Annotated in this window: 12 protein-coding genes; 8 read left to right on the top strand and 4 right to left on the bottom strand. The window is 60.6% G+C overall.

Features of this window, described 5'->3' with window-relative positions:
* Positions 1 to 33 precede the first annotated feature (33 nt).
* Positions 34 to 477, top strand: a complete 444-nt coding sequence (locus FFI94_RS16795) for a DUF6389 family protein (RefSeq protein WP_138868841.1) — start codon at positions 34 to 36, stop codon at positions 475 to 477.
* Between the two features lie 35 nt (positions 478 to 512).
* Here FFI94_RS16795 and FFI94_RS16790 read toward each other — a convergent pair whose 3' ends face one another.
* The 3 genes from FFI94_RS16790 to FFI94_RS16780 all read right to left on the bottom strand — a co-directional run bounded on the left by FFI94_RS16790 (position 513) and on the right by FFI94_RS16780 (position 2,736).
* Positions 513 to 1,346 carry a class II glutamine amidotransferase gene (locus FFI94_RS16790; protein ID WP_185993419.1) on the bottom strand — a complete coding sequence of 278 codons (834 nt, stop codon included), beginning with the start codon at positions 1,344 to 1,346 and terminating at the stop codon, positions 513 to 515.
* 129 nt (positions 1,347 to 1,475) lie between these two features.
* On the bottom strand, positions 1,476 to 1,862 hold the full coding sequence (locus tag FFI94_RS16785) for a hypothetical protein (RefSeq protein WP_138873231.1): 387 nt from the start codon (positions 1,860 to 1,862) through the stop codon (positions 1,476 to 1,478).
* Positions 1,863 to 2,025: 163 nt separating this feature from the next.
* Positions 2,026 to 2,736: a GAF and ANTAR domain-containing protein gene (locus tag FFI94_RS16780; protein ID WP_138868840.1), complete on the bottom strand. Its 711-nt coding sequence runs from the start codon at positions 2,734 to 2,736 to the stop codon at positions 2,026 to 2,028.
* A gap of 353 nt (positions 2,737 to 3,089) precedes the next feature.
* On the opposite strand from FFI94_RS16780, the gene FFI94_RS16775 reads away from it, so the two are divergent.
* Positions 3,090 to 3,401 carry a MerR family transcriptional regulator gene (locus FFI94_RS16775; RefSeq protein WP_138868839.1) on the top strand — a complete coding sequence of 104 codons (312 nt, stop codon included), beginning with the start codon at positions 3,090 to 3,092 and terminating at the stop codon, positions 3,399 to 3,401.
* A gap of 391 nt (positions 3,402 to 3,792) precedes the next feature.
* Positions 3,793 to 4,149: a hypothetical protein gene (locus tag FFI94_RS16770; protein WP_138868838.1), complete on the top strand. Its 357-nt coding sequence runs from the start codon at positions 3,793 to 3,795 to the stop codon at positions 4,147 to 4,149.
* Between the two features lie 26 nt (positions 4,150 to 4,175).
* Here FFI94_RS16770 and FFI94_RS16765 read toward each other — a convergent pair whose 3' ends face one another.
* Complete coding sequence (locus tag FFI94_RS16765; RefSeq protein ID WP_260684171.1) at positions 4,176 to 5,621, bottom strand: UDP-N-acetylmuramoyl-L-alanyl-D-glutamate--2,6-diaminopimelate ligase; 1,446 nt, start codon at positions 5,619 to 5,621, stop codon at positions 4,176 to 4,178.
* Between the two features lie 375 nt (positions 5,622 to 5,996).
* On the opposite strand from FFI94_RS16765, the gene FFI94_RS16760 reads away from it, so the two are divergent.
* The 5 genes from FFI94_RS16760 to pepN all read left to right on the top strand — a co-directional run bounded on the left by FFI94_RS16760 (position 5,997) and on the right by pepN (position 12,136).
* Positions 5,997 to 6,704 carry a hypothetical protein gene (locus tag FFI94_RS16760; protein ID WP_138868836.1) on the top strand — a complete coding sequence of 236 codons (708 nt, stop codon included), beginning with the start codon at positions 5,997 to 5,999 and terminating at the stop codon, positions 6,702 to 6,704.
* Positions 6,701 to 7,321, top strand: a complete 621-nt coding sequence (locus FFI94_RS16755) for a class F sortase (protein WP_260684170.1) — start codon at positions 6,701 to 6,703, stop codon at positions 7,319 to 7,321. The genes FFI94_RS16760 and FFI94_RS16755 overlap by 4 nt, the downstream gene beginning before the upstream one ends.
* Before the next feature lie 87 nt (positions 7,322 to 7,408).
* Complete coding sequence (locus FFI94_RS16750) at positions 7,409 to 8,701, top strand: DUF1254 domain-containing protein (protein WP_138868835.1); 1,293 nt, start codon at positions 7,409 to 7,411, stop codon at positions 8,699 to 8,701.
* 109 nt (positions 8,702 to 8,810) lie between these two features.
* Positions 8,811 to 9,611, top strand: a complete 801-nt coding sequence (thiD, locus tag FFI94_RS16745; protein ID WP_138868834.1) for a bifunctional hydroxymethylpyrimidine kinase/phosphomethylpyrimidine kinase — start codon at positions 8,811 to 8,813, stop codon at positions 9,609 to 9,611.
* 38 nt (positions 9,612 to 9,649) lie between these two features.
* Positions 9,650 to 12,136: an aminopeptidase N gene (gene pepN / locus FFI94_RS16740; RefSeq protein WP_138868833.1), complete on the top strand. Its 2,487-nt coding sequence runs from the start codon at positions 9,650 to 9,652 to the stop codon at positions 12,134 to 12,136.
* Position 12,137: the final 1 nt, after the last annotated feature.

Genomic DNA, 12,137 nt, shown 5'->3' with positions numbered 1-12,137 from the left:
CGCGCGATCCTTCGTCGCGGATATCCTCAGCCCGTGGAAGCCACTGAATACCGGGACGCACTGAGAGCTGTTCTCGATACCGCGTCGGCGGTCGCGGCCGCTCGGCTCACAGCGATCCGCAATACGGCGACGGCGCGAACCGATGGCGTGATCATCGAGGTTTTTGTCGACCAGGACGCACACGGCACTTTCGATGTATGGGCGCGATTCGAAGGTCCAGACGCATTCACTTTAGACCGGCAGCTCGGCGACGAGCGGGCACTGTTCGGTGTGATCTGGGGGACGGACGGCTGGGACCCGGACGTTCCGGTCCGGCCGCGGGAATGGTCGCGGATGGAACTCACAGACGTCATCGTCGACGTCGTTGCCGAGTGGGTCGACACTCTCATCTCAGTCGGGCCAGACACGCTGTACTGGGAGGTTGCCACACCCGACGGCGATGTCGATCCGCGCCCCGTGGGAGTGAACCGTAAGTGAGCCGTTCGGCGGTGATGCGAGTACCGTCGCGGTGTCTAGCCGGGCGGGATCGGCGTAAAGCTTCGCATGTCGTCCCGTCCTTCGCGGATCACGCCTGCAGCTGATTCGGGCACCTCGTTCCACGCTCCGGGAAGATCACGCAGTGGTTCCGAAACAACAATTCGGGTTTCCTCACCCAGACCGTGCAGTGCTTCCACTTCGGGATGGAGTTTCCGCAGCACGGAGATTTCGGTGGAGAAGAACAGTGACCTTGATTGTTTTTCGCTCGAGTTGCGGAAGATCCAGGTGTTGGTTCCATCCGTCGTTGCGACAGTCATCTGCACGGGGTTGTCGATGTGGTGCGCGCGGGCGGTCTGTTCGACGAACCCGACGGCTCTCGCGACCCCATCGAACGGATCATCGGTCAATCCGAAGGTAAGCGCGAGAAAGAACAATGTTTCCGAGTCCGTGGACCCTTCCAGGTCGGCGAAGAGTGATGGATCGACAGCGGTTACCAAATCGCGCTTGATCTCATGGAATCCGCGCAGGGAACCGTTGTGCATCCACATCCAATTACCGTGCCGAAATGGGTGACAGTTGCTGCGCTGCACCGGAGTACCCGTCGACGCTCGGATGTGTGCAAAGAGCAGTGGCGTCCGTAGTTGGCTGGTGACCTCGCGAAGGTTCGAGTCGTTCCAAGCGGGTTCGATGCTCTTGAAGAGGGCAGGCTCGCTGCCCTCTCCGTACCAACCGATTCCGAAGCCGTCGCCGTTGGTAGTTGTTGCACCGAGACGGGAATGCAGACTCTGGTCGATCAACGAGTGCTGTGGCCGGAACAGCAGGTCATGCGCGAGGAGCGGTTCACCTGAATATGCCAGCCACCTGCACATATTTTCATTGAAGCAGATCGACATGGCATTGACGATCCCCTCAGGCGTCGGCGACATGTCCGAATTGTTGCTGGAACACGGAGTGTTCAGGTGCGGGATGCGGCCGACGGGCGAGCACGATCGGTGTTTCTACAACAACTGGGTTGATGTTTCGGAATGGCTGACATCTCCGAAATTCGCGTCCGCAACGATCTTCTTTCCGTCGGCTTCGAGCTGGCCTATAACCGAATCGAAAGCGTCGACAAGCCATTCATCGGTGGCTTCGGCGAGTAATTCGTCTGGGAGAACACTGCTTTGAGTCTGGAAGATACGAACCAGCCACGGTCCAGTGCCATAGATTTCGTCCGATAGACCCAGCGGGGTGTTGGTGGCTAGGACATAGCGGTTGTACTCGAGATCCACACGGATGGCATAGCCGCCGGCGAGGTTGACGACATTGGCGGGACGCTGGGTAGCAGCGGCCAGTGCGATCAATGCGTCGTTATATGTTTCGGAGTACTTCGACGTGAGAGGAATGACTGACCTACCTGTTCGAGGTGGCCGATGCAGGGCAGCACGGCATGGGAAATAACCGTCCGTTGCCGCTGCTTGACGAAGAACTGAAACAGATACTATCCCAGCTGACCGAACGGGATGTCGTCGGTGGCCGGACAACCATGCCCTGTCGGCGAACCCCCGGTCAGTCGAGAGTAGATCGATGCCGAACGATGACGTCGCGAGCGAGATCAGCGACCTTGACGTTCATGTTTTGTGAAGTCTTCTGAAGAATCTGGAATGCGGCGTCGCTGGATATCCCGTGCAATGCCATCAGCAAACCGACGGCTTGGCCGATTTCCCGGCTACCCGTCAGACCTCGCCGCAGCGATTCGGCATCCTCGCCCCGAGACAACGCGGTGACGGCCACAGACGCGAAGGAGACCAGAATTACGGCCAGGTCGGCGACATCTTCGGAGAATGCTCCGGGTGTATCGGAGAAGAGGTTGAGAGCGCCGATTTTGCGTCGGTCAACGAGTAAGCGGAACCCCATGCTTCCACGAATTGGTGTTTTCGAGAGAGCTTCCCGCGCAAATTCAGGCCACTGGTTCGGAGTTCGAAGATCGGACTCGATCTGTGGTGTTTCTGTCTCGAGAGCGTCGAGGCACGGGCCTTCTCCGGTGGCGCGCTCCAGATCATCCGCGAAAGTCGCTATCTCATCACTCGCGGCGACGGTGACAGTGGTGTTTGCGCGACGCAGCATCAAACTGGCGTGATCGCAGCCGGGAATCAATTCGACAGCGGCAGAGCAGATCGCGTTGTACACGTCAGCATCGTCTGTCGCGGAGTAGAGAATCTCGGCCAAGGCCGCGAAAACTGCTGCGGGTTCTGTCAGGGCTTTATCTGGCCGGGACATCGTTTCTGCACCTCGGAGTCTGCTGTCAATTGCTACCTGTATCGAACGGTACTAGATCCTACTTTCATGTCGTCAGCAGCATTTTGCGCCTCGATGTTTCCCGGATCTCGAGAGGTGAAGTGTCTCGAAGTGTGTGCCGGAACCAGGTGAGGGGGACAGGCTCAGACACTGGATGGAGGGAGACGGCTGCCTCGTTTCTATTGTCTCCTTTCTACGTGGTGCTCGGGCGCCCTTCGCGCGTGCGCTCTCGCAGTGAGCGTTGCCTGCCTCACGAAATCTATGCCTGCGAGACTAGATTGAATGGCAGGGATGTTAGGGTTGCGCGGTCACCGACGACGCCGAGGAGGTATGCAGTGACGTCAGAGGCTCAGGCGCGCACGCTACGTGGCGTTTACGGAATCTCGGTGATGTCTGAACTTTCCGGGGTGGGGCCGCAAACGTTGAGGTTGTACGAGCGGCGAGGGTTGTTGACGCCGACTCGCACCGGAGGTGGAACCCGCCGATACAGCGAATCGGATCTGGAGACACTAGCCCGCATCACCGCACTGATCGACGACGGCGTCAACTTGGTCGGAGTCCGATTGATACTTTCGCTCGAGGCCGAGAATTCAATTCTTGCGGCGAGGCTCGCGCAGTTGAATGACTCAGCGGACGACCAAGTGTGATCTTCGAGTAGCCGCGGGTCTCTCGCCCCAGGTATTTACTATGAATCCGGCTGGTGCGTTGCAACTTTCAGGCTTCCATTCCTCGGATCGTTGACTGGTCGCTGGTGCGGCGCGGTTTCGAACAGCGGGGACGTGCTGGCGCCGATTTCTGCGCTGTCGTCGCGGTCGAACTGAACCTCTAAACTCCTTGTCGCTAATTATCTGTATCGTATGATGCAGATAATCTAGATTCTCAACAAGATGCCCGTCGCTGCACAGGTGGCAATCTCGGGAGGAACTGTGACCGATGTGAAATCAGGGAAAGGTGAGGATGGCGAAGGTACTGGGCCGAGAGTGAACGAAACTGCGATACTGAATAAGTCGGTGTGAAAGACAGTGAAGGGTTTGGTCGATGTCTGAACAACCCGGTGTTGCCGTCGGGATCGACCATGAAATCGGCAGGCGGACAATAACTTACGGAGTCTCGATCATCCTGACTGTGATCGTGATGGTTGTGGCAATTGTGTTGCTGGGTTCTCGGCGGGGTGAGTGTTTCGGTGCCGACATGCTGGTCTGCTCACGTAAGGATCGGCGTCTTTTGGTCTTCTTGCCGACCGTGACTCTTGCGGTGGGCGCCGCAGGGGCATTCCTGCGAGCTGCGCCGCGCTGGCATCGCACACGCAGGCTGTTCATCAGATCGTATGTCGGATGGATTCTCGCTGGGTTGGCCCTGGCCTACGGCGTGGCATCGTTTTCCTTCTTGTTCTGATTTTCCTTCTTGTTCTGAATTGACGACTACTTCGCAGACTCGGTTAACGCGCGCTCCAGCACCTGGCGATCGTCGAACCGTATCTCCATGCCGTCGTAGTTCATCATGCCGTCGTTCCCGCGTCCGGCGACGACTACTACGTCGCCCGCTTTTGCGAAGCTCACCGCGGTCCGAATAGCATCACGTCGATCCGGAATCACAAGCACCTCTGCATGATTCGCTTGGCGTGCTCCCGTGGCCACGTCATTCCTGAGGCATGCTGCATTATCGCGATATGGTCCTTCGTCGGTGACGACAAGAACGTCGGCAAGACTGCCGGCAGTTCGACCCAGGGGCCCGCGTTTGCCAGGGTCCCTACCACCAGTTGCGCCGATGACGACAATGATCTTTCCCTTCGACAACGAGCGAAGATAGGGAAACAAGCGACGCTGCGCACCTGCGTTGTGAACGTAGTCGACAAACGCCAGAAAATCCTGGCCTACCTCAACGCTCTCCAATCTCCCCGGGACGGTGTCGAGATTTTCGATACCGTCGAGCGCGGCGGCGACATCGACTCCACCTAGACGAAGAGCCGCAATAGCCGTCAGAGCGTTGTCGACTTGGTGGCACCCCAGCAGGCGTAGGCGAATCCGCCTTCGCCAACTCCCATGGCGTGCGACAAAAGATGTTCCCGTTTGGTCGGCCTCGATGTCAGTGGCGGTTACATCGGCGTTTGCCCCACGCGACGAGAAGGTCAATCGGGGAACCGTGATGTGTTCAGCGAGGGCCTTGCCGTACAGGTCGTCGACACTGATCACCGCGCTGGCGCAATGTTCTGGCAAGAACAGCTGGGCCTTTGCCTCGAAATATGCCGTCATAGTTTTGTGGAAGTCCAGATGATCACGCGAAAGGTTCGTGAAGGCAGCAACCCGGAAAAACGTGCCGTTGATTCGGTGTAGCGCAAGGCCATGACTCGACGCTTCCATAGCGACGGCGTCGACGCGATTGTCGACGAACGACGCCAACGTACGTTGCAGTGTGCAGGCTTCAGGTGTTGTTCGCTCCGAACCCGATACGCCGGTTGGCCCCCGAACGCAGATTCCGCTGATGATGCCAGTCCTCAATCCAGCCGCGGCGAGACCAGCTTCGAGCATGAAGGCAGTGCTGGTCTTGCCGTTGGTGCCGGTAACGCCGTACACATCGAGCGACGTGGAGGGGTCACCGTAAAACCAGGCGGCCAAAGGACCGAGGATCTTTCGGGGGTTCTCCACGACAAACGCCGGCAGTATTTCGGTGGGGCGATCGCTGACCACAGCCACGGCGCCCTTCCTCGCTGCTTCCGCAATGAATTCTCCACCGTGGTGCTCGAAGCCTGGCAGTGCCGCGTAGATATCGCCGGCGCGGACCTGACGCGAGTCTTGGCAGACGCCGGTGACGATCCGGGTTCCGTGCTCGCCTGGTAACTCGCTATCCGCGCCAAGAAATTCAGCCACCGCCTGGAGTGGCCATTTCGGTTGGCTGCAGGGTTTATTCGACACTGTGTGCCTGTCGGGTCACGGTGTTCGTCCCGGGGTGGCATGTCTAGGGGGCGGCATACCGAGGGGTTGACACTTGTGATGTGCGCCAAACACGTCACGACGCTGGGCAGTGCCGATCGGACGCGTAGATCGCCGCGGCGATTGCGCGGGTGATCTGTAACTTCTGAATCCCTCCGGAACGATGTACCCGATGTCGGGATCGGCAGCGGAATAATTGCTCGATGGCACAACCCGAATATTTCCTCGGTTCGATAGTGCCGATTTATGTGATTGTGCTGGTATTTTGACTGGATTGACCAGATTGCCAGACCGTAGGTGAGGGTAGCGGGAATGAGAAGATTTGGTACCGCAGGTGCAGGCGCAGCGATCTTTGCCGCCGCCGCCCTGATCACTACCGCGCTGCCCGGAGTGGCCGGCGCCGTGCCCGTCTCTTTGACGCAGGCGTGCGTTCCCGAGATCAATGACAACTCGATGTCTCTCGATCCGGCAGTGATCGACGGCTGGTACGACGTCTCTGACGGTGTTCCCGGTACGAAGATCAACTCCATCGAGTCCTGGCGCACCGTCCCGGGCGACACTCTCGAGTTCCGGGCCGCGGTCACCATCCGAGCGCACGGAGGCCCGGTCAGCGGCACAGTGCGGATTGATGGAGCCGGACTCACCGGAGACGCCGAACTTCGATCACGTATGACACTGACCCAGGACCTGGGGATGTCGGGAACGAAGGTCACTCAAGCTGACGACGGACGAGTGATTCCTGTTCGAGCCACCCTCGCCTTCGACGTGTCGACTCCGAACCTGGTGGCGCAGAACCAATCCGTGGACCTTTCGGCAGTCAAGATCGTATTGACCGGTGATACAACCGATCCGGGGACCGACTGCCCAGGCGGCGGCGGGAATGGCGGAAACCAAGGTGGGAACGGTGGCGGCGGAAACGGCGGGAATCAGGGCGGCAACCAAAACGATGAACTTCCCGGGCGAGATGTAGCCAATCGAGTTGCTATTTCCCAGGTTCCGTCCGGGCCGATCTCGCGGTGACGGAATCGGCCGGCCGGACGCTTCGGCGGCTGTGTGGGGCAGCCCTACTAACGGTGTTGTTGTGCGTGGGTGGGTGCTCGGCAGAGCACGACGAACCTGTTCGGGTTCTCGCGACCGGGCAGGAGAATCTGCCGGCTGCGGTGCAGGCGTCTGTCGACAATCCTGCGACGCCGACTGAACTGCGCATCGGCAACGAGGCAGCTGTAGTTCTTGCGATCAAGACGACATCGGACGGTTCGCTGATTCCTCCGGAGGACGTGAGCAAAGTCGGCTGGTGGGCGGATTCGGCATTTCCGGGTGCGGGTGCGGGAACTGTCGTGATCACCGGCCACATCAACGACGTGTATGCCGGTGACGGTTTCGGAAAGAAATTCTCGTCGTTGACTCCGGGGTCGATTGTGGTGTTGACCGGGGCCGATGGCCAGGAGTGGTCGTATCGGATCGATACGGTTGACCAGTACCGCAAGGATGGGGAACTGCCGGTCGAGCGGTTGAACCGGATGGACGGGCCGGAGACGCTGGCATTGATCACGTGTGGGGGAGAGTTCGTGGGTCCGCCGCTCGGCTATGAGGACAACGACATAGCCTGGGCGACACGGATTCCCGATTTGTCGTAGTTGCCCGACTTGTTGCGATTATCGATATTGTTGGCCGCACTAACTTCTTCGCAGCACTGGTAACAGTGCCCAATTGAAGGACACGAGTTGAGCGCACTGACAGAGACCGCGACCGCTGCGTATTTCTACTACTACCCGCTCGTGGAGAACCTCCGACAGGTGGAGCGTTACGTCACGGCCGGCATCGGCTCCAATCCGGCAGCACCGTTCAACAGTTTCTCGCACGCCCGCAAACTTGCAGGCCCAGAGGACACGTTTGTCACGATCAACAACGACACCGTCTATTCGATGGCGCAGCTTGACCTTTCGGGCGGACCACTGCGACTGGATGTGCCCGCAACCGGGGATCGCTACTACGTACTCCAGTTCGTCGACGCCTGGACGAACAACATCGCGTACATCGGCACCCGGGCAACGGGAAACGAAGCCGGCAGTTTTCTGATCGCCCCACCGGGCTGGACCGGGGAATCGGAGTTTCCGGTAGTCCAAGCGTCGACCGACATCGTGTCGATCGTCGGCCGATTTGCCTGCACCGGCAACGACGACCTTTCCGCGGTGACGTCGCTGCAGAATTCCCTGGTACTCGAGCCACTCAACCCGACTGCCGCAGTGAACGGTCTTCCCGCGGTGGACGCGAACCCTTCCGACGGACTGCTGTTCTGGCAGCAGGCACACAACTGGTCGCAGGCATTCCCCGCACCGGCTGCGGAATCTGCCCTGATCGAGCGGTTTTCCGGGCTGTTCTCTCCGGACGTCGACAGCGAGGACCTTGCTGCCTGGTACGACGACGGCGTCGCCAAGCTCGAGGATGCCACCAAACACGGCGAGGCTCCCGTCTTCAACGGGTGGACAGTAGGCCTTCACCTTTTCGACTACAACGTCTACAACCTCAGCCTCGGAACAATCGACGACGACCGGTGGAAAATCCGCGACGAGAAGGTGTGCCTTGCCGAAAGGGCGATCGCGTGTCGCCTCGGGTTGTGGGGAAACCACGCCTACGAGGCGGTGTATGCGCAAGCGTTCACCGACGTGACCGGAGCGCCTCTGCTCGGCGAGAACACCTATCGCATCAACTTCCCGGAAAAGCCTCCCGTCGGCGCATTCTGGTCGATCACGCTCTACGACATTCCCCGCTACTACTTGGTTGACAACCCGATCGACCGGTACTCGATCGGCGACCGCACCGCCGGAATCCGATACGAAGCGGACGGATCGCTGATCCTCACCATCTCGAAGGACGAGCCGACCAGCGTTACTGCGCGATCCAACTGGTTGCCGGCGCCCGATGCCGCGTTCAGACTGGTTTTCCGGCTTTACGTGCCCGGCGAGTCGATTCTCGATGAAACCTACTCGTACCCTCCGGTTGAGCTGGTGAGCTAGCAGGGCGAGTAGTCGCGGAGAGGCGCCGGGGTCGGCGTTGATAAACTTCGACCTCCGGCGTTCGCGGGTATCCGCGGATGGCGCCCCAGCCTCAAAAGGAGTTTGTACCGTGGTTGACCTTGCCTATGTCATCGCCGGATCCGAATCCACCGGTGGTGCCGGCTTACAGGTCGACCTCAAGACCTTCCAGGCCCGCGGCGTCTACGGAATCGCCACCACGACGTGCATCGTGTCCTTCGACCCGAAGAACAACTGGGGCCACCGCTTTGTCCCCATCGCGCCCGACGTGATCGCAGACCAGATCGAGGCAGCAACGTCGGCGCACGATCTCGACGTCGTGAAGATCGGCATGCTCGGAACTCCGGCCACCATCGAGGTTGTTGCCGAGGGTCTCCGTCGTCAGTCGTGGCGGCACGTGGTTCTCGATCCGGTCCTGATCTGCAAGGGTCAGGAACCCGGAGCAGCGCTCGATACCGATACGGCACTTCGCGATTCGATCCTGCCTCTCGCAACGGTTGTCACACCCAACCTCTTCGAGGCGCGCACCCTCGCCGGTATGGATGCGATTTCGAGCGTCGACGAACTGATCGAGGCGGCGCGTCGCATCCACGATCTCGGACCGAAGTACGTTCTGGCCAAGGGCGGCGTGGAACTGGCCGGCGACGACGCCGTCGACGTGCTCTTCGACGGAACCGATGTGACGGTTCTTTCTGCTCCCAAGGTGGGCCAGGAACGAGTCTCCGGTGCCGGGTGCACCCTTGCTGCTGCAGTGACCGCCGAGCTCGCAAAGGGCGCTGACGTGGGAGAAGCCGTGGCACTGGCAAAGAAGTTTGTCACTGCGGGTATCGAAGCCCGGGTCTCGGCGCACACACCGTTCGACACCGTGTGGCAGGGCGCTTTCACGGGATAGGGGACCTGTTGCTCGCCCGGCCTGGCAGGATCAGACGGGTGAGCACAGCAAATCTGAACCGAAGCGAAGTCACTCTCCGATCGTCTGCCGTATCGGTCACCGGTTATCGGGTGGAGTTGGACCTCCGCTCGGCGGTCGACCCTGCTGTGTCGACGTTCCGGACCGTCACCACGGTCGAGATGACGTCGACCGTGGATTCGACGTGGCTCGATTTCATCGGCAGTGCGGTCGAATCGGTCGAGGTGAACGGCCGTCGCATTGCTGTTGCGTACGACGGTGCGCGGATCGCGCTGACCGGGCTGGCGGATGTGAACGTCGTCCAGGTTGTGGCGCTCGCGGAGTACAGCCGTTCCGGTGAAGGTCTGCACAGATTTGTCGACGACGCCGACGGGCAGACGTACCTGTACACGCAGTACGAACCGGCGGATGCCCGTCGAGTGTTTGCGTGCTTCGAGCAGCCGGACATGAAGGCGCCGTTCACTTTTGTGGTGACGGCACCACAGTCCTGGGAAGTGCTGTCGAATCAGGTTCCCGTGCAGACGGATTCGAATGCCGCCGGCAGCAAGACCGTCACTTTTGCTCCGACACTGCCGATCTCGACGTACATCACGGCAGTCGCGGCCGGTCCGTACCATCGCGCGAGTTCGGTGTGGAGTCGCGGCGAACTCACCGTCGAGCTGGGTGTTCTGTGTCGAGCGTCGCTGGCGCACTATCTTGACGCCGACGACGTGTTCGACGTGACCCGGCAAGGCCTCGACTTCTACGCCGACGCCTTCGATTATCCCTACCCGTTCGGCAAGTACGACCAAATTTTCGTTCCCGAATACAACCTCGGCGCAATGGAAAATCCGGGGCTCGTCACCTTCACCGAGTCCTATGTGTTCCGCGGCAAAGCCACCGCCGAGCAGTACCAGCGCCGCGCGAACACGATCTTGCACGAGATGGCGCACATGTGGTTCGGCGACCTCGTGACCATGGTGTGGTGGGACGATCTGTGGCTCAAGGAATCGTTCGCCGATTTCATGGGATCGCTGGTCAGCGTCGAGGCAACCCGGTTCACCGACGCCTGGGTGGCGTTTGCGATCAAGCGGAAAGCGTGGGCGTATCTGCAAGATCAGTTGCCGACCACGCACCCGATCGTCGCTGACATCGTCGATCTGGAAGCGGCGAAGCTGAACTTCGACGGCATCACATACGCCAAGGGCGCGAGCGTCCTCAAACAACTGGTCGCCTTCGTCGGACGTGACGCGTTCTTCGAGGCGTCCCGGAAGTACTTCCGGGCGAACGCTTTCGGTAACACTCGGCTCGTCGATTTCCTAGACGCCTTGAGTGCGACGTCAGGGCGAGACATGCGCGATTGGTCACGGGCCTGGCTCGAGACAACGGGAGTGTCGACGTTGACGTTCGAGGCCGGGGAGTTGGTGCAGACCGATCCCCGACCGCATCGACTGGCAGTCGGTGTCTACGACTACGGCGATACCGGCGACCTGGTTCGCACCGCGCGCGTCGAGGTCGACATTTCGGCGGAGCGCACACCGATCGACGTTTCGGCGGGATCGCTGGTCCTACTCAACGACGACGACCTGACCTACGCAAAGATTCGACTCGACGCGGCGTCGCTCGCCACCGTCGAATCGTCGCTCGATCGTATTGTCGATCCACTCGCGCGTGGGTTGATTCTGTCTTCGCTGTGGAACTCCGTGCGTGACGGGGAACTGTCGGTGTTCCGGTACCTTGCCGTGGCCGAACAATTCGGCCCCTCGGAACCTGACCTGGCGATTCTCAGTTCGATCACCGCCGACGCGCATTTCGCGATCCAGCATTACGTCCCGCTCGAACTGCGCGCCAGCGCGGCGGCTGGGTGGTTGGCTACGGCGTGGAAGGCGATGTTCGAGAGCGAACCGGAATCGGGCCGTCAGCTGGCCTGGGCCCGCGCGTGTGCTGCCGCGGCTGCGATCGACGACTCGCGGGCCGACGCGCTGCGTGCGATTCTGCTGGGCGAGAGCCCCGGACCGATCGGGCTCGCTCTCGATCCCGATCTGCGGTGGTCGATGTGGATTGCTCTGGCTGCCACCGGCTTTGCCGAACCGGATGACCTCGACCGCGAGCTGCGCAGCGACGAGACGTCGGCCGGCAGGACTGCCCACGCTCGCGCTCTTGCGTCGTTACCCACGGCAGCGGCCAAGGAACGCGTCTGGAGCGCCGCAACCACCGACCTGACCCTGTCGAACGATCACCTCGATGCCATGATCGGCGGTTTCAAAGCCGGCGTCGACGCAGCCCTGATCGAGGGCTACGCGGCAAACTACTTCGCTTCGTTGCGCACGTGGTGGTCAGGCCGCAGCATCGAGATTGCGCGGCGCCTGGTGAACGGGCTGTTCCCTGCGTCCGACGACACGACTGCGGTCGATCAGTGGCTCGACGCCAATGCCGACGCGCCGGCGTCGTTGCGGCGGTTGGTGCTCGAGAAGCGCGACAACCTGGCGCGGGATCTACGGGTCCAGGCGTTCAACTCCGCACTCTGAA

The sequence above is a fragment of the Rhodococcus sp. KBS0724 genome (assembly GCF_005938745.2).
GTDB lineage: Bacteria > Actinomycetota > Actinomycetes > Mycobacteriales > Mycobacteriaceae > Rhodococcus_F.
The sequence above is the reverse complement of the archived record's forward strand: the minus strand, read 5'-3'. Positions and strand labels throughout refer to the sequence as shown.